General features: G+C 34.5%; 15 protein-coding genes. 6 read left to right on the plus strand and 9 right to left on the minus strand.

Translation table 11 applies throughout. The features are described from left to right. Nucleotides 1–13: 13 nt before the first annotated feature. A complete protein-coding gene (locus CSC80_RS13315) occupies nt 14–2,275 on the minus strand; it encodes a transglycosylase domain-containing protein (RefSeq protein ID WP_099192481.1) in 2,262 nt (753 codons plus the stop codon). 88 nt (nt 2,276–2,363) lie between these two features. Here CSC80_RS13315 and CSC80_RS13320 point away from each other — a divergent pair, with 88 nt between their 5' ends. Then, nucleotides 2,364–3,137, plus strand: coding sequence for a S1/P1 nuclease (locus tag CSC80_RS13320; protein WP_099192482.1), 774 nt, complete (start codon nt 2,364–2,366; stop codon nt 3,135–3,137). On the opposite strand, the gene CSC80_RS13325 is transcribed toward CSC80_RS13320, so the two are convergent. Both CSC80_RS13325 and CSC80_RS13330 read right to left on the minus strand, forming a co-directional pair. Continuing rightward, the gene (locus CSC80_RS13325; protein WP_071340039.1) at nt 3,138–3,416 is read right to left on the minus strand and encodes a TIGR03643 family protein; all 279 of its coding nucleotides are present in this window, start codon (nt 3,414–3,416) and stop codon (nt 3,138–3,140) included. A gap of 163 nt (nt 3,417–3,579) precedes the next feature. Then, nucleotides 3,580–4,452: an AraC family transcriptional regulator gene (locus tag CSC80_RS13330; RefSeq protein ID WP_058105794.1), complete on the minus strand. Its 873-nt coding sequence runs from the start codon at nt 4,450–4,452 to the stop codon at nt 3,580–3,582. Nucleotides 4,453–4,666: 214 nt separating this feature from the next. Here CSC80_RS13330 and CSC80_RS13335 point away from each other — a divergent pair, with 214 nt between their 5' ends. Next, on the plus strand, nt 4,667–5,251 hold the full coding sequence (locus CSC80_RS13335; protein WP_058105678.1) for a hypothetical protein: 585 nt from the start codon (nt 4,667–4,669) through the stop codon (nt 5,249–5,251). A 51-nt stretch (nt 5,252–5,302) separates the two neighbouring features. On the opposite strand, the gene CSC80_RS13340 is transcribed toward CSC80_RS13335, so the two are convergent. The 5 genes from CSC80_RS13340 to htpG all read right to left on the minus strand — a co-directional run bounded on the left by CSC80_RS13340 (nt 5,303) and on the right by htpG (nt 11,669). Further along, the gene (locus CSC80_RS13340) at nt 5,303–5,662 is read right to left on the minus strand and encodes a MauE/DoxX family redox-associated membrane protein (RefSeq protein WP_071340037.1); all 360 of its coding nucleotides are present in this window, start codon (nt 5,660–5,662) and stop codon (nt 5,303–5,305) included. Between the two features lie 12 nt (nt 5,663–5,674). After that, nucleotides 5,675–7,468, minus strand: coding sequence for a DUF885 domain-containing protein (locus CSC80_RS13345; protein WP_099192483.1), 1,794 nt, complete (start codon nt 7,466–7,468; stop codon nt 5,675–5,677). 18 nt (nt 7,469–7,486) lie between these two features. Continuing rightward, on the minus strand, nt 7,487–8,122 hold the full coding sequence (locus tag CSC80_RS13350) for an MOSC domain-containing protein (RefSeq protein WP_099192484.1): 636 nt from the start codon (nt 8,120–8,122) through the stop codon (nt 7,487–7,489). Nucleotides 8,123–8,283: 161 nt separating this feature from the next. Next, nucleotides 8,284–9,687 carry a hypothetical protein gene (locus tag CSC80_RS13355; RefSeq protein WP_099192494.1) on the minus strand — a complete coding sequence of 468 codons (1,404 nt, stop codon included), beginning with the start codon at nt 9,685–9,687 and terminating at the stop codon, nt 8,284–8,286. A gap of 92 nt (nt 9,688–9,779) precedes the next feature. After that, nucleotides 9,780–11,669, minus strand: a complete 1,890-nt coding sequence (gene htpG / locus CSC80_RS13360) for a molecular chaperone HtpG (protein WP_058105795.1) — start codon at nt 11,667–11,669, stop codon at nt 9,780–9,782. Between the two features lie 356 nt (nt 11,670–12,025). Here htpG and CSC80_RS13365 point away from each other — a divergent pair, with 356 nt between their 5' ends. The 4 genes from CSC80_RS13365 (at nt 12,026) to CSC80_RS13380 (ending at nt 15,873) form a co-directional block, all read left to right on the plus strand. Next, nucleotides 12,026–12,679 (plus strand): TetR family transcriptional regulator C-terminal domain-containing protein, encoded by a 654-nt coding sequence (locus tag CSC80_RS13365; RefSeq protein WP_074669735.1) that lies wholly within the window; start codon nt 12,026–12,028, stop codon nt 12,677–12,679. Nucleotides 12,680–12,694: 15 nt separating this feature from the next. Then, nucleotides 12,695–14,002, plus strand: a complete 1,308-nt coding sequence (locus tag CSC80_RS13370; protein WP_099192495.1) for an AarF/UbiB family protein — start codon at nt 12,695–12,697, stop codon at nt 14,000–14,002. Nucleotides 14,003–14,111: 109 nt separating this feature from the next. Further along, nucleotides 14,112–15,122, plus strand: coding sequence for a beta-ketoacyl-ACP synthase III (locus CSC80_RS13375; protein WP_099192504.1), 1,011 nt, complete (start codon nt 14,112–14,114; stop codon nt 15,120–15,122). Nucleotides 15,123–15,513: 391 nt separating this feature from the next. Then, nucleotides 15,514–15,873: a CoA-binding protein gene (locus CSC80_RS13380; protein WP_058105686.1), complete on the plus strand. Its 360-nt coding sequence runs from the start codon at nt 15,514–15,516 to the stop codon at nt 15,871–15,873. On the opposite strand, the gene CSC80_RS13385 is transcribed toward CSC80_RS13380, so the two are convergent. Then, the gene (locus tag CSC80_RS13385) at nt 15,870–17,357 is read right to left on the minus strand and encodes a sodium:solute symporter (protein WP_099192505.1); all 1,488 of its coding nucleotides are present in this window, start codon (nt 17,355–17,357) and stop codon (nt 15,870–15,872) included. The two genes, CSC80_RS13380 and CSC80_RS13385, sit on opposite strands and share 4 nt — an antisense overlap. Nucleotides 17,358–17,481: the final 124 nt, after the last annotated feature.

Below are 17,481 nucleotides of genomic sequence, written 5' to 3' on the forward strand. Positions count from 1 at the left end.
TACCTGAATGATTTTAACCTTTAAACTTTTTACTCTTCTTTTTATTGGGGTTCTTAAATAGACGTTTAAAAAAACCATCGCGCTTTATTGGGTCGCAATTTAAAGCTTCTTGTACCGTAACAGTCGGTTTTGGAAAGGTCGGTTTTGTATATGTATTAAATTGCTTGTCCTTATTCAATTCTTTCATCCAAAGTCCAAACAAGGGTAGGGCAGCATTGGCACCTTGTCCAATGCTTGTATTGCTAAAACCAATTTCGTGTTGATCTAGGCCTACCCAAGTAACATGAACAAGTTTAGGGGTAAGGGCAACAAACCAAGCATCTTTATTATTCTGTGTTGTTCCGGTTTTACCGGCAATATCATTTTTGAGTCCATAGGTGCTTCTAAGTCTTGCTGCAGTTCCAGAATTAACGGTAGATTTCATCATTTCTATCATTATCTGTCCGGTTTCTTTTGAAAATGCTGACTTTTCGTTTAATTCAGAATTAAATTCAACTAAAACCGAGTCTCTATGATTAGAAATACTTTTGATCAGGTTTGGCTCAATGTGTTTTCCGTTATTGGCATAGCTGGTATAGGCCTGTGCTAAATCAATGATTTTTATTTCTCCCGTTCCAAGCGCAATAGAAGCTTCTTTAGGCAGTTCATTATTAATACCCATATTTTTTGCCATGAGAAGAACGTTGTCAATTCCTGCCTTTTCCAGAACTTTTACGGCAACAGTATTAATAGAGTTGCTAAGCCCTTCTTCCATAGAGTAGTTGAGGTAAGCTTCATCCTTATCACCAGAATTGGAAGGAGACCAGCCTTTTAAATTATCATATGCTATTTCTTCGGCAGAGAAATAGGTACAGGGTGAAATGCCTTGGTCTACTGCAGTGGTATACACAATGGGTTTAAAAGTAGACCCTACCTGGCGTTTACTTTGAGAAATATGATCATACTTATATTGCTCAAAATTAATACCACCAACCCATACCAAGATGTCACCATTTGTGGGGTCTACCGCAAGTGAACCGGTATTTAGGAATTTGGTATAGTGTTGAATACTATCCATAGTACTTGCCATTTGTTCTTCGTCACCTTGCCAAGATTTAAAAATTCTCTTTTGCTTGTCTTTAGATAGGCTATCAATAATCTGCTTATGAGTTAATCCGGATTTTTGTAATCTTTTATAGGTAGAAGTTCGCCTGGCAATTTTTTCCATCAATTTTTTATCCTTTAACCATGGTGCATTGGTACCGTAGCTTTTTTCAAAACTATTTTGAAGCTTAGACATATGTTCTACCATTACATCTTCAGCTAATTGTTGCATCTTGTAATTAAGCGTAGTGTAAATTTTGAGTCCAGAGGTATAGATATTATAATCTGTTCCACTTTCATTCTGTACAGCGATCCAACGCAACATTTTTCTACGAACTTCCTCCCTAAAGTAGGGTGCAATACCAGCGTTGTAATCAAATTCCCTATAATCTAGATCAAGGTCTTCTTGAGAAAATTTTGTAACCTGTTCTTCCGTAATAAAATCGTTGTTGTACATGGCACGTAATACCAAATTACGTCTGCCCAAACTTTTTTCTGGAAAAATTCTAGGATTGTAGCCATACGTAGCTTTTAACATCCCTACCAAAGTGGCAGCTTGTGGAGCAGAAATATCCTTGGTTCTGGTATTAAAGAATTTAAGGGCAGCGCTTTCTATACCAAATGTATTATCACCAAATGAAACGGTATTTAAGTAATTGGTCAGTATTTCTTTCTTAGAGTAAGTTTTCTCCAATCGTTTGGCAATGATCATTTCCTTGACCTTATTGACAACTATATTTGTTTTATTTCTTTCTTTTCTTGGGTACAGGTTTTTCGCTAATTGTTGGGTTAACGTGCTGCCACCGCCAGATGAATTATCACCTAAAAGTATAGTTTTAAAACCTACCCGAACAAGACTTCTAATATCAATACCAGAGTGCTCATAAAAACGTTCGTCTTCAATGGCGATCAAGGCGTGTATCAAATGTTCTGGAAAATCCTCGTACGCCACCGGTTGCCTATCATATAAATAATATTTGCCGATCAATACACTATCTGCGGTAAATACTTCTGATGCCATTTGATATTGAAAATTGGAAAGCTCCTTTTTTGAAGGGATTTTCCCCCATAACCCAATATTTATACTACTGATAAAAAGTATAAACAATGCAAAAAGACAGAGAATACCTAAGCCTATAATTTTAAGTAATCCTTTTTTTCTATTAGTGCTGCTACGTTTCTTCTTCATCATTTATGCAAGTTCTGATATAAATTTAATCTTACCAAGTTTTAACAATACCTTAAATTCTGATGTACTATTTTTGGGCAAAATTTAGACGATGAAGTATATCTTTTTTTTATTGGTACTAGCAGCCAATGTTACATTTGCAAATGATATGTATTGGTCAAAAACCGGGCATAGGGTAGTAGGTGAAGTTGCAGAGCAGCATTTGACTAAAAAAGCAAAGAGAGCGATCAATGATTTATTGGAAGGTGAAAGCTTGGCTGCTGTTGCAAATTTTGCAGATGAAATAAAATCTGATCGTGCCTATCGCAAATTTAGCGCATGGCATTATGTAAACATTCCTTTTGGGAAAACTTATGATGAAATAGAAAAGAACGAATATGGTGATTTGGTACAAGGGGTGAAAACCTGTTTGGAAATCATTAAGGACAAGAATAGTAGTAAGGAAGACAAGGCATTTTATCTTAAGTTTTTGGTTCATCTTATTGGTGATCTACATCAACCTATGCATGTGGGTAGGGCAGAGGATAAAGGAGGTAATGATATACAATTGCAATGGTTTGGCAATGGTACCAATTTGCATAGGCTTTGGGATTCCAATTTGATAGACGAAAATGGAATGAGTTTTACAGAGCTTGCTGTGGAATATCCTAAAATGTCCAAGCAACAAATTAAGTTTTTGCAAAAAGGATCTTTGCTAGATTGGGTTGAAGAATCTCACTTATTGGCAGAGAAAGTATATGCCTCAGTAGAGGTTGGGGAAAAATTAAGCTACCGTTATAGTTACGACTGGTGGCACACCGTAGAAGATCAATTGCAAAAAGGAGGCGTTAGGTTAGCGGCGGTTTTAAATGAAGCTTTTAAATAATTAGCGCTTAGATATTTTATTGCCAGAGATGTTTCGTTGTCTAGAACATCGAAATCTATCCGTATCATCTGTACGAAGTTTGGCGTGTTTTGTAGCACGACCTTGAACACGTTTGCGCCACATTCTAAAACTGCTTGGTTTCATTTCGCGACGCATAACTTCAATGGTTTCTTGTTCGCTAATTCCAAATTGAAAAGTTATGGCTTCAAAAGGAGTACGGTCTTCCCAAGCCATTTCAATAATACGGTCTAATTCTCTTTCTGTAAATTCTTTATTCATAGCGTGATAAAGGTACTACATGAAATGATAAAGTAGAAACTTGTTCATATTTTGTTGTAGCTCAAAAAAAGTAAACAATAGGATAAAAAAACAAATCCGGATAGTGTATGAAAACACCATCCGGAAGCTGTAAAATTTTGATACTATATATAAGGTATAAAACTTACACCAAAACATTCTTTAATTCATTTCTATATTCTGAGGGGTTTTGCCCTGTAAATGCCTTGAACGATTTATTAAAATGAGAAAAGTTGTTGAAACCACATTCAAAACAAACTTCAGTAATGCTTAATGGTTTTTCCGCCAAAAGTTTAGAAGCGTGTACCAAACGGTATTCATTTACAAATTGTACAAAGGTCTTATTGGTGATCTTTTTAAAGTATCTACAGAAAGAGGGTATGGTCATACTGACCATAGATGAAATTTGCTCTAAGGTAATTTCTTCCCTAAAGTTATTCTTGACAAAATTAAAAACGATATTTATCCTGTCATTATCCTTTACATCTGTAGCAAAAGAGAATCCTTCTGCGTTCAACAAGCGCATATCGTCAGAATTTCCGAGGTCGTTCAATATATTAAGTATGGAAAGTAAGCGCTGAAAATCTGTTTGATATTCTAACACTTCCATTTTATCACCAATTTTTCTTTTGGTTTTTCCAGAGAAAGCAATACCCCCGCTGGCACTATTAAAAAGCTTTTCAATTTTCTTCATTTCAGGAATCTTAAAGAAATCTGTTCCAAGAAAATCGGTTTTCATTTGCACAACGGTTTCACTGGTGTTACCGGTAAGTGCATCGGTAAACCCGCAATGTGGTAAATTACTACCTATTAATATAAGGTCGCCATTTGTATAATAAGATACGTGACTACCTATTTGTCTTTTTCCTGAGCCACCATTAACATATACCAGTTCTAGTTCTGGGTGGTAATGCCACAGGTTATTTCGGTTAATTCTGTTCTCATCAAACTTTTGGTAAGTAAATGAATGACCAAAATCGGGCTTTATGGCTTCAAATGTAGGTTTATGTTTTACCATGGTAATACTTGTTTGTACTATAAAATTAAACATCAAGTTTTAGATGTTCTTTGCAAAATTAACTAAAATATGTGTAATCTTAACATAGGGGTAATAACGAGTATGTAAGTAGGTTAAAATAGAACATAAATTGGGAAAATATGATGTAGTAAGAGCTTTATAACGGCTGTATGTTTGTAGTGTAAATTATAATGAACCCGTAAAATAATTTATTATGAAAAACCTAGTAAAATTCACAACAGTTGTTGCCTTTATGTTCGCTACAGTAGCAGGCATGGCAAGAGAGCCAAAGTTAAACCTATTATCTGCAGGAAAAGCCAAGAGTGTGGTTTTAACGATGGATGCATCTTCTAACGGTGTACAGGTTAAGTTAATGGATTCTGATTTAAATGTTATTTATTCAGAGAAAATGACACAGGGTCATTTTAGCAAGAAATTAAATTTAAAAGATTTGACAGATGGTGTATACTTCCTATCTGCCGATGATAACATGACAAAATATTCATATACTATTGTTTTAGATAACAATGATGTGAAAATCGTAGAATCTGATGAAGATATCAAGCCTTTCTTTAGAAAGACCGATAACATGATCTTCATGAACTATTTAAACTTAGACAAGTCTAAATTATCTATAAAGATATACGATACAGAAAGTAGAACAGTATTTACACAAGAAGTAGCAGACGAAATGATCGTTGAAAAAGCTTTCAATTTCGCAGATGCTTTCCCAGGTACTTACACTGTAACAGTGAAGTCAGCTGGTAAAACATATACTGAAGAGTTTGTTGTTAATTAAGTTGATTTAAGTTGATTAAGAAGGGGACGGGAGCGTCCCCTTTTTTGTTTTCTATACTTTTAAGTACGTAAATGCCCAGTACATAAGGGCAAATTGTATTGGTAGTCGCAATAAAAGTGCCCATTTAGGAAAACCGGCACTAGCCTTTTCACTAGACAACATATAAAAGTGAACCAATAAAAATACTGCTAACATCGCTATTATACCATAAATAGCAAGGTCTTTTGTTTCTTTGAAAAACAACCCTACACCTAAAATAATTTCAGCAATACCACTTAATAAGACTAAAGCTTTATGAAACGGAAGGTACCTGGGCATTATTCTCAGATATACCTTGGGTTTTATAAAATGTAAGGTACCTGCAATAATATAAATTGCGCCCATTACATATAAATGCCAAGGATATGTCATAAGTGAATAAAGTTATGCTTTTGTATTAGCTGAAATCCAGTTCATTATTTTTTCTTCTAGAAGTGCTAATGGAACACAGCCAACTTCAAGAACTTTTTCATGAAAAACCTTAATGTCAAAATCTTTACCAAGGTTGGCTTCAGCTTTTGCCCTAAGTTCTAAAATTTTAAGCTGCCCTATTTTATAGGACAAGGCTTGACCAGGGTTTGCCATATATCTTTCAATCTCTGCAGTAATACTAGCTTCGGATTCAGCCTCGTTATCCAAAGAATATTGAATTGCTTTTTCCCTAGACCACCCTTTAGAGTGTAGACCGGTATCTACCACCAAACGAACTGCACGATGCATTTCTGCACCAAGCATCCCAAAATATTGGTAAGGGTCCGTGTAAAGTCCTAATTCTTTACCTAATGATTCTGTATATAATGCCCAACCTTCACCATAGGCACTATACCAAAGAGTCTTTCTAAACTGTGGTAAACTTTCATTTTCTTGTGTCAATGAAATTTGAAAGTGGTGACCTGGTATAGCTTCATGTAAAAACAGATCTTCGTCAGAATACGTATTGTAAGAAGTAACATCTGGTATGGGAACATAGAAAATACCTGGTCTTGTACCATCTAAAGACCCGGGATTGTATTCTGCGCTGGCCGATGCTTCTCTGAAAGCCTCTGTTCGTCTAACCTCGAACGGAGTTTTCGGTTGTTTGCTGAACAAGGCATTTACCTTGGGCATCATTTTTTTATGAATGTCGTTAAAATTATCAATAACCTGTTGGGGGTCTGTAAATGGCATTAACTCTTTTTTAGCGCGAACTTCATTAAAAAATGCTTTTAGATCCCCTTTAAAGCCAACTTGTTTTTTAACGTTTTCCATTTCTGCACTAATTCTGGCAACCTCTTTTAACCCAATTTCATGAATTTCATCTGCCGTTAAATTAGTGGTAGTGTATAATTTAATTTGGTGCGCATAAAAAGCATCTCCATTGGGTATACCTTGTATACCACTGGTTTCTCTGCCGGCATTTAGATATTCGGTTGCCATAAAATCATGCAATTCTTTGTAGGCAGGAATAATTTTGTTGTTAATGATTTTCGTATAGGTATCCGTCAACCTTAATTGATCTGATTCGCTAAAGTCAGCTGGAAAGTTCTTAATTGGAGAATAGAACAAATTGTTTTCTAACTTGGCATCTGCAACACTGGCTAACTGCGGTAAAACTTTTTTGATAAGTGATTTTGGCAGAACATTTTTAGCCTTTATACCCTCTTGCATTTTAGTTTTTGCAGATTGAAGCCATACCACATAATCTTCTAAACGCTTACTCCAGTTTACGTAGTCGTCGGTTGTTTTAAATGGCTGTGCACTTGTACCACCTGCTAATTGCCCCATCATAAGATTCATTGACCACATCTGATCAATAGGCGTATAATTTTCAAAAGCAAGACCTTCTAAGTTAACCTTACACTCCCATTTAAGAATTTCTTTGGACATTTGCTCACTTTCAGAAAGTTTTGCGTCTTCAAATTTTTCAGCTCTTTCTAAATACGTTTGGTAATAGTTTACCAATTCCTTCTTAAACGAATCAGAAAGAAAATTAGGTAGGGTGTCATTATATCTATTATCACCTTGAAAAGTGGCGTTCAGCGGATTCAGTTTTAATCCGTCGTCATAATAATGAGCCAATAAAGTTATGAAGCCAACATTATGAACGGTAGGATTTGTAGAAACCTCTCCATTAGTTTTTAGTTGGGCTTGGGTATAAAGCCCAGTTATTAAGGCAAATGCAATTATTATGTTTTTCATTAAGATGGGTATTAAAAATTAAGATAAGTACTTTTTGAACCTATCTTTCTTGTACTGTGGTACAGATTCGTTGTTCATGAACAGTTCAAGTAAATCTCTTGATTTAACTTTTGAGAACATTAGTTCATAAAATTGCTGAATGGTTAAAGTGTTTTTAGATTGCTCAACTAAAATTATCTCATCACCTTTTGTTACGCTACCTTCCTTTAAGATTTTAACGTAAGTGCCCGGGTGGTTATGGTCAATAAATTCTTTAAGTATTTTTTGTGATCCAAATCTAACTCCTAGTTTATAACAAGGTTCACGTGGTTGGGTAATTTGTACAATAGCCTCGCCAATTTTGTAAATATCTCCAACACGTACTTTAGATTCATCAAAGCCGTCTACCGTTAGGTTTTCACCAAACATGCCCCAGTCCCATTTCAAATCCGGGTAGCGGCTTTTCCAATAATCATAGTAATCGGCAGAAAAAAGGTAGCACGCTTTATTTGAGCCGCCATGATGTACACGGTCTATAACCGTATCGTTCTTAACATCATTTTCAGTTAAAAATAACGATGTAGATGTTGGGTATTTAAAGATGCCGGTTTGCTCATTGGCACCGTTCCATTCAAAAGTAACCGGGTCTCCTAAATTTGTAGAAATCACCTTCATGCGGTGAAGATAAAAAAAGCACCAATAAATATGGTAATAGGTTTACTTAAAGTTGACCAAACAGTTATTAAATTGGTTAAAAACAGGTTCTGTGAATCGTTAATCAACGATTTTAATACTTAAATTTTACAAATTTCTAAATTCAATAATAAGCTATAGTCTTAATTGGTTAATATGGTATCAGCTGCTATTCTGTTATTTTGAGTATTAGATGATGAAATGTTCTCTGGAAAGTACCAGAAGGGAATGTTAACTAATACTTTTTCAATAGTCTTAGATTCTGAATCCAATTTATTTTCTTTTGTAGGTCCGGTAATAGTCAAAATGTGTTTTCCTTCATCTAGGTTTTTAATATTTAAATAAGTTTCAAAACCCATTCTGTCTTTTGCATTTGAGCTAATAATAAAATCACTTAAGTATATATTTGAATCTATATGTATCTTGTAGATTTCATTAACAGTTTTAAGGTATTCTTTTAAATTCAATGAATCTTTTATTCCAGCAGCATCATTAAAACCGCTTTTAATTCCATTAGTTGTCGAAGATTGAAAACCTCTATTATCGTCCTTAGGTATAAGGTTAGAGTTTTTATCATATATAAAATCTTCCATTTCTTTATTATGTAATAAAAAAACAGGCAGAAATCTTGTTTCAATTAATTTTGATGGGATTGAAGCTATATTAATAAAATATGTTTCTTTAGTTGATAGATTATCGTAATGTTCGCTTAGTATTTGATATTGAGAAGAATAATTTGTTGAGTTTAGATAATTTGAGCTTTTATATTCTAAAGTGTTAATAATAACAACTATAAGGTAAATGGGAAGTAAAATAAAACTTAAGCGTTTACCCAATTTATTGTCTAAAAAATTATAAGCTAATGGACGATATAAAAATGATAAAGTAAGTTTGCTGAACACCCAGTAGATAGGGAAATATAATGTTGATGTCCATTTTTTCTTTTTTAAAAACCCTTGACCTAAAAAGTCAATAAAAACTATTATAGATGAAAGAAAAAATGGGATTATGAATGTAATAATTATAGTTCGTATTGCCCATTTTGGAAGAAAAGTAAGAAGTTCGAAACTTTGAATAATTAAAACGAAACTAATGGTTACTGTAAAAAAACCGATAACATAAAATATCATTAAAAATGAAGCTGCAAAAATGATACTGCAATAGGCTTCGAGGCTGGCTATGTAACGGTCAAATGATCCAACTTTTTTCTTTAAATAGGAGGTGAATTTATCGGAATAATTAAGGGAAGCGTAATTAATATCGCCGGAAACATACCTTAAGCCTATGGCACCTATCCATAAACCTCTTAGAAGTACGTGAATAATTAAGTTGAAAGTAAATATTTGACAACATATTAATGCAATTGCCCAGATCGTTCCAAATTGTTCAACGCCAGAAATGTTACTAGTTATTGCTTTTAGCTTCAAAGGCTCATAAGCAGCAAACAATCCATAAATAGCAAATCCCGAAATAATCAATTCTAATTGCCAACTTTCTTGTTGTAAAGTATCTAACCATTTTTTAAACTTCGGTGAATTGTATTTCATATATTATTTCTTTGTTGAAAGATAACAACATTTAACAAAAAAGCCACTACATTTTTTGTAGTGGCTCTTATGAAAATTATAGGAAAAGGAACTTACTTCACCATCTCATAACTACGTTTAATAAACTCTGTTAATGCCTTACCTTTAAGTAAGCCTTTGGACAACTTTGCCAAGTCAAGTGATTGGTTGATCAATCGCTCTTTTTTCTTCGCAGTTTTTGTATTTAAAAACTCGCTGACCAATGGGTGATTGGTATTGACGATAAGGTTATACATATCTGGCATAGCTCCCATACCGAACATACCACCGCCACCGCCGGTCTGCTGCATTTCTTTCATACGGCGCATAAACTCAGGTTCTGTAATGGTGAACGGAGAAGCGTCACTATCCATTGCTTCCAATTGAACGGTAAAGCTTTTATCTGTAATAGCTTCTTCCAATTCTTTTTTCAAAGTTTCTTTTTCTTCATCTGAAAGTTTAGAGATTTGAGTTTCCTCTTTTTGGATCAACTTATCTATATGGTCTGCATCTACACGAGCAAAAGATATGTTCTCTTTAGAACCTTCAAGTTTTTGCATTAGGTGACCAATAATTGGTGAGTCTAATAGCAATACTTCATAACCTTTAGCTTTGGCTGTTTCAATATAGCTGTGTTGCGCTTCTTTATCGGAAGCATACAGAATTATGGTTTTACCATCTTTATCTGTCTGTGCATCTTTAATTTTTTCCAATAGCTCATCATATGTAAAGTATGAACCATCTACGGTTGGGTAAAGTGCAAATTTATCTGCTTTGTCAAAGAACTTGTCTTCAGATAGCATTCCGTATTCAATAACGATTTTGATATCGTTCCATTTAGCTTCAAAATCTTCTCTGTTGTTTTTGAACAAAGAGTTTAGTTTATCGGCAACTTTTCTGGTGATGTAAGAAGATATTTTCTTAACGGCACCATCTGCCTGTAAATAAGAACGAGAAACGTTTAACGGAATATCTGGAGAGTCTATAACTCCACGTAACATAGTCAAGAATTCAGGAACAATACCTTCAACGTTATCTGTTACGAAAACTTGATTTTGGTATAACTGAATTTTGTCTTTCTGTACATTAAGATCATTTGTTAATTTAGGGAAATAAAGAATACCCGTTAAGTTAAAAGGATAGTCAACATTTAAATGAATGTTGAATAATGGCTCCTCAAATTGCATTGGGTACAATTCTCTGTAGAACTCTTGGTAATCTTTTGCTTCTAAATCAGCCGGTTGTTTTGTCCATGCTGGGTTAGGGTTGTTAATGATATTATCTACTTCTTGGGTAGGAGCTGGGTCATCTTCTTTTGCATCTTCCGGTTTCGGTAAAGTTTCCGTTTTCATTCCAAATTTAATTGGAATAGGCATAAACTTGTTGTACTTGCTTAACAAACCGCTGATCTTGCTGTCTTCAAGAAACTCGGTTGAGTCTTCTGCGATATGAAGAATTATTTCTGTTCCACGGGTTTCTTTTTCTGCCGGTTCCATTACAAACTCTGGAGAACCGTCACATGACCAATGTACCGCAGGTTCGTCTTTGTAACTTTTTGTAATGATCTCTACTTTATGTGCTACCATAAATGCAGAATAGAATCCTAGACCAAAATGACCAATAATTCCAGAATCTTTTGCAGTATCTTCATACTTGTTCAAAAACTCCTCTGCGCCTGAAAATGCTACTTCGTTAATGTATTTTTTAACCTCATCTTCTGTCATACCAAGACCTTGGTCAATGATATGAAGTTTTTTACCTTCTTTGTCCGCCTTAATTTCGATAATGGGGTTACCATACTCTACTTTGGCTTCTCCAATAGAGGTCAAATGCTTTAATTTTAAAGTTGCATCTGTTGCGTTAGAAACGAGTTCTCTTAGAAAAATTTCATGATCACTGTACAAGAATTTCTTGATCAGTGGAAAAATGTTGTCTACCGACACATTAATTTTACCTGTTGCCATTTTTTATATGTTTTATGCCACATTCATCGTGACCATTGTTAAATGTTTGCTTCACGGGTAAGGACAAAAAAAATACCATAGTAGGTAAGAGTGACAAACTGACAGTTGAAGGGTCGTAAAAGTTTAACAAATATTTTTGTTTAATTTTTAAATAAAAAAGTTAAACATAATGTATATTTGTTCTGTGATTGGGAATAATTGCTATGAAAAAGTTTTTCAAACACAATCACACGTTGATTATTTATTGGTTAGGTTGTTAAGAACGTGTTACTGCTAGGTGGCACGTTCTTATTACAAAAACCAGCATGAATTATTTTCTACTGTTCATTTTTTCTGCCATTTTTAAATAAAAAGATATGTGCGCTAAAGCTAAAAAGGTTACTAAAGAAGTTATAATAGCCAAGTTTATGGATTATGTTTTGGAGCATGAACATTTGCCAAAAACGGTCTATAAGTTCTGTAAGGTCAATGCAATTGAAGAAGCGGATTTTTATTTGTATTTCGGTTCTATTGAGGCTTTGAAGAAGGGAGTTTGGAATTCCTTTTTTGAAAATACAATCAATGTCATAGAAAAAAATGCAGATTATCAATCATATGCCAATAGAGATAAAATGCTTACGTTCTTCTACACTTTTTTTGAGGTTTTGACCTTGAATAGAAGTTATGTATTGTACATCATGGAACGTGCAGAGAGTCCTTTGAAAAATCTAGCCCAATTAAAGGATCTTAGAAAAAATGTAAAAGATTACGCCAAACGCCTTATTACGGAAGGAAATGAGCAAAAGACTAGTAAGATAACAAAGCATAATCCACACTTGTTTTCAGAAGGGGCTTGGTTGCAGACCTTATTTTTAATGAATTTTTGGAAGTCGGATGATTCTGCAGCTTTTGAAAAAACTGATGTTGCCGTTGAGAAATCTGTTAATACAATTTTTGATGTTTTCGATAATACACCATTAGAGAATATCCTAGATTTTGGAAAATTTCTTTATAAAGAAAAATTTGCCTAATGTAATCTAAAGGTTATGAAAACACTTGATAAAATACCTACCGGGAAGATAGAAAGAGCAAGTAAACTGGTAAAGACAGGCGCTAAAATAGGTGGTAACTATGCTAAATATTTTGGTAAAAAAATCATCAATCCAGAAACTACCAAAGATGAGTTGAACGAAGACAATGCGGCAGATATCTATGATGGGTTAAAATCTTTAAAAGGTAGTGCCCTAAAGGTAGCTCAAATGCTGAGCATGGAAAAGAATTTATTGCCCAATGCCTATGTTGAGAAGTTTTCATTATCACAATTTTCAGTTCCCCCTTTATCTGCACCTCTGGTTAGAAAAACCTTTAAAAAATATTTAGGTAAGTTTCCTGAAGAGGTTTTTGACTCTTTTGAAAAAGATTCTATAAATGCAGCAAGTATTGGTCAGGTCCATAAAGCTACAAAAGACGGTAAGACCTTGGCGGTAAAAATTCAATATCCAGGTGTTGCACAAAGTATAAGTAGCGACCTAGCTATCGTTAAGCCTATTGCCATTCGTATGTTTAATTTACAGGGTAAGGATTCGGATAAATATTTTAAGGAAGTTGAACATAAACTTGTAGAGGAAACAGATTATATTTTAGAAGTTGCTCAAAGCAAGGAAATAACTGACGCTTGCAGGGTAATTCCCAATATAAATTTTCCAAATTATTATACTGATTTATCTAGTGAGCGTATTATCACTATGGATTGGATGAGCGGTAAGCATTTGAGCGAGTTTACCAAGACCAATTTTGAACCAGAGACAGGTGATAAGTTGGGGCAGGCTCTTTGGGATTTTTATATGTATCAGATCCATGCCTTACGAAAAGTGCATGCAGACCCGCACCCGGGCAATTTTTTGGTCAGTGAAGACAATGAACTTATTGCTATAGACTTCGGATGCATAAAAGAGGTGCCAGATGCTTTTTATGTTCCTTATTTTGAATTGGCTGATCCAAAAAATATTTCCGACGATAAAATGTTCACTGAAAAATTGTATCAACTTGAAATTTTGATGCCTACGGATACTCAACAAGAAATAACGTTTTTCAAATCTATATTCCACCAACTCTTAAGTTTGTTTACATCACCCTTTCATAAAAAAGATTTTGATTTTGGTGATGAGGTTTTTTGGGCTAAGATTGCAGATTTGGGCGAGCAGTTTTCATCGGATAAGCAAATAAGAAAGATGAATGGTAATAGAGGGTCCAAACACTTTTTGTATATGAACAGAACTTTTTTTGGTCTGTATAATTTACTTCATGATCTAAAGGCGAATATTAAGGTGGATAACTACAGAAAGTACCTTTAAGTAGGTAACAGTCATAACAAGTGTTGGTTATATTTTTAATGTGATTTCTTAATAGTTGTTTATATTGCAACACTAATTCAACCTGAACGATCAGGATTAAAAAATTACTATGTATAATTCTAAAATAATTGGCTTAGGTCATTATGTACCTGAAAATGTAGTGACAAATGATGATTTGTCTAAGGTGATGGATACAAATGATGCTTGGATCCAAGAAAGAACCGGTATAAAGGAAAGAAGACATGTAGTTAAGGGTGATGGCGATACTACAACTACAATGGGTGTTAAGGCGGCCAAAATAGCTATTGAAAGAGCTGGTATTGATAAGGATGATATAGATTTTATAGTGTTTGCCACTTTAAGTCCTGATTATTATTTTCCTGGACCGGGAGTTTTGGTACAAAGAGATTTAGGGATCAAGACCGTTGGGGCATTAGATGTTCGTAACCAATGCTCTGGGTTCGTATATGCGGTTTCCATAGCAGACCAGTATATAAAAACGGGCATGTACAAAAACGTACTTGTTATAGGTTCAGAGCTGCACTCCCATGGTTTAGATATGACAACGCGGGGTAGAAGTGTTTCCGTAATTTTTGGAGATGGAGCAGGAGCGGCTGTACTTACAAGAGAAGAAGATACTACAAAAGGTATATTATCTACACATTTACATTCAGAAGGTCAACATGCAGAAGAACTTTCATTGATAGCTCCGGGTATGGGTAATAGATGGGTAACCGATATTATGGAAGATAGCGATCCTAATGATGAATCTTACTTTCCCTACATGAACGGGCAGTTTGTATTTAAAAACGCAGTGGTTCGTTTCAGTGAGGTTATAGTGGAAGGTTTAGAGAAGAATAAATTAAATGCTACCGATATTGATTTGTTGGTACCGCACCAGGCAAATTTGAGAATATCTCAGTTTATTCAAAAGAAATTTCAGTTAACAGATGATCAAGTGTTCAATAACATCATGAAATACGGTAACACCACAGCGGCATCAATTCCAATTGCCCTTACAGAGGCATGGGAAGCTGGTAAGGTAAAAAGTGGTGATCTTGTTGTCTTGGCTGCATTCGGCAGTGGATTTACCTGGGGTAGTGTAATCATAAGATGGTAAAAAATAAAGCACCCATGGTTTTGCCATGGGTGCTATATAGTTTTACTCAATAAGAAAAAACCAACCAATCTTCTATATTAAATATCACTATACATAATAATAGACGTATATAATGTCTAATTGTTACGAACGGTCATGTACTATGTTATCACGGTGCGATAAAAATAAATTCTTTTGAGATAAGGTATAAAAGAAGAAACCCGGACATTCCAAAATGAATTGGAAGCCGGGCTTCAAATGCTGATAGGCTATACTAAACACTAACCATTAACTATAAACATATAGCGTTACCAACAAAATCTTTGTACTCGTAAGAGTATCTAACTCTACTAATAGACGAAATATTGCCTAATTAGTTACTTATTAAGTGCATTTTTAACATTTTTTTATTATGAAAAAGACCCTAGTTTTCGGAGCCTCCTTAAAACCAAATCGATATAGCAATTTAGCAATACATAGACTGGTAGATTCGGGGGTGGAAACCTTTGCCTTTGGTTTAAGGGAAGGTAAGGTTTCAGGAGTCAATATCAGTAATAAGTTAGACAAAATTAATGATATTCATACAATAACCCTATATATAAACCCAAAAAGACAAGAAGAATATTATAATAGCATTGTATCGTTAGCGCCTAAACGGGTTATTTTTAATCCTGGTACAGAAAACCCAGAGTTTTATAACATATTGAGAAATAATAATATAGAACCTGAAGTTGCCTGTACTTTAGTACTGTTAAGTACCGGGCAATATTAGGCAATGTCACCTATATCCGGAGATGTATTTTTCTTACGAATAAACCATAATCCTACAAAGGTAAGTAGTCCATTTAATGGCAAAAGTTCGTAGCCAAATACGTATCCGCCTAAATATGATGCTGGTAACTTGGCCAAAAGTAAAATAATAGAGACGCAAACAAGTGCAACGATCCATACATATTTGTCTTTCACTTGGTGCTTTGTGAAAATTCCAAAAGAAAACAAGCCTAGCAGAGGTCCATAGGTATATGATGCCACAGTTAGTAAACCATCAATAACATTTCTATCTAAAATATATTTAAAGGAAATTACCACGATGATTAGAAGTATGCTCATTCCAATATGGGTAATTCTACGTGTTTTTTTAGCTACTGATTCCGGTTTTTTTTCGGTATTAAGAAAATCTACACAAAAAGAAGTGGTCAAAGAGGTAAGTGCGCTATCTGCACTACTATATGCTGCTGCAATTAAACCGAGCATAAAGGTTACGGCTACTGTTATGCCAAGACCACTGTTCAGTGCAATCTCAGGGAACAATAGGTCGGACTTTGGTGCGCCATCCATTAGTGGTAAGGCTATATTATGAGCATCGGTATAGATGAATAATAAAGCACCCAAAAGCATAAATACAAAAGTGACGACTACAAGCACAACACTGAAACTAACCATGTTTTTTTGTGCTTCCCCCAAATTTCTACAAGTAAGGTTCTTTTGCATCATATCTTGATCAAGTCCTGTCATACATATCGTAATGAACATACCACCAAGAAAAGATTTAACTAAATGATTTTTAGATGAAAGGTCATCGGTAAAGAAAGTTTTGCTGTATTGCCCTAATTCTTGAGAATTTAAAAATTCAATAAAGGTCCAGTCCATTTTATCAAGAATAAAATATATGGAGAGTCCCACAGAAATCAACATGAATAGGGTTTGTAAGGTATCTGTCCAGACAATTGTTTTAATTCCCCCTTTAAAAGTATAGATCCAGATAAGTAGAATAGATAAAATTACAGTAATCTCAAAAGGAACGTTCCATGCATCAAAAACAAATTGTTGTAAAACTATTGCAACCAAAAATAGACGGAAAGCCGCACCAAGTACTCTAGAAATAAAGAAAGAAATGGCGCCAACCTTATAGCTCACAAAACCAAATCTATTATCTAGATATTCGTAAATAGAAGTTACATTCTGTTTATAATAAATTGGTAGTAATACAAATGCGGTAACCAGATAGCCTAAAAAGTATCCGAGTACAACCTGCATATAACTAAATTGAGAAGCATCTACCCAACCTGGAACAGAAATAAAGGTAACCCCGGATAATGATGCTCCTACCATACCAAAAGCAACCAAGTACCATGGAGATTGTTTACCGGCTTTAAAAAAAATTTCGTTAGAATCGTTTTTGCCGGTAAAATAAGATATGACCAGCAGTAAAACGAAATAACCGGAAATGAGCAATAGAATATGAGAGGCATTCATAAATTGAAATTTGCGGCAAATTACGAAAAGTTAAATGACCATTTATAAGTTGTGATAAACTGTAAAAGAAGTGGGTCTTTGTAGACTTGAAATGGTGCCCATAGGTAGCGATGATAAGGATTAA

This window comes from Maribacter sp. 6B07 (assembly GCF_002700155.1).
GTDB classification, from domain to species: Bacteria; Bacteroidota; Bacteroidia; order Flavobacteriales; family Flavobacteriaceae; genus Maribacter; species Maribacter dokdonensis.

Coding starts and splice junctions, on each gene's coding strand:
- CSC80_RS13315 (WP_099192481.1), bottom strand. CDS start 2,275: ATGATGAAGAAGAAACGTAGCAGCACTAATAGAAAAAAAGGATTACTT.
- CSC80_RS13320 (WP_099192482.1), top strand. CDS start 2,364: ATGAAGTATATCTTTTTTTTATTGGTACTAGCAGCCAATGTTACATTT.
- CSC80_RS13325 (WP_071340039.1), bottom strand. CDS start 3,416: ATGAATAAAGAATTTACAGAAAGAGAATTAGACCGTATTATTGAAATG.
- CSC80_RS13330 (WP_058105794.1), bottom strand. CDS start 4,452: ATGGTAAAACATAAACCTACATTTGAAGCCATAAAGCCCGATTTTGGT.
- CSC80_RS13335 (WP_058105678.1), top strand. CDS start 4,667: ATGAAAAACCTAGTAAAATTCACAACAGTTGTTGCCTTTATGTTCGCT.
- CSC80_RS13340 (WP_071340037.1), bottom strand. CDS start 5,662: ATGACATATCCTTGGCATTTATATGTAATGGGCGCAATTTATATTATT.
- CSC80_RS13345 (WP_099192483.1), bottom strand. CDS start 7,468: ATGAAAAACATAATAATTGCATTTGCCTTAATAACTGGGCTTTATACC.
- CSC80_RS13350 (WP_099192484.1), bottom strand. CDS start 8,122: ATGAAGGTGATTTCTACAAATTTAGGAGACCCGGTTACTTTTGAATGG.
- CSC80_RS13355 (WP_099192494.1), bottom strand. CDS start 9,687: ATGAAATACAATTCACCGAAGTTTAAAAAATGGTTAGATACTTTACAA.
- htpG (WP_058105795.1), bottom strand. CDS start 11,669: ATGGCAACAGGTAAAATTAATGTGTCGGTAGACAACATTTTTCCACTG.
- CSC80_RS13365 (WP_074669735.1), top strand. CDS start 12,026: ATGTGCGCTAAAGCTAAAAAGGTTACTAAAGAAGTTATAATAGCCAAG.
- CSC80_RS13370 (WP_099192495.1), top strand. CDS start 12,695: ATGAAAACACTTGATAAAATACCTACCGGGAAGATAGAAAGAGCAAGT.
- CSC80_RS13375 (WP_099192504.1), top strand. CDS start 14,112: ATGTATAATTCTAAAATAATTGGCTTAGGTCATTATGTACCTGAAAAT.
- CSC80_RS13380 (WP_058105686.1), top strand. CDS start 15,514: ATGAAAAAGACCCTAGTTTTCGGAGCCTCCTTAAAACCAAATCGATAT.
- CSC80_RS13385 (WP_099192505.1), bottom strand. CDS start 17,357: ATGAATGCCTCTCATATTCTATTGCTCATTTCCGGTTATTTCGTTTTA.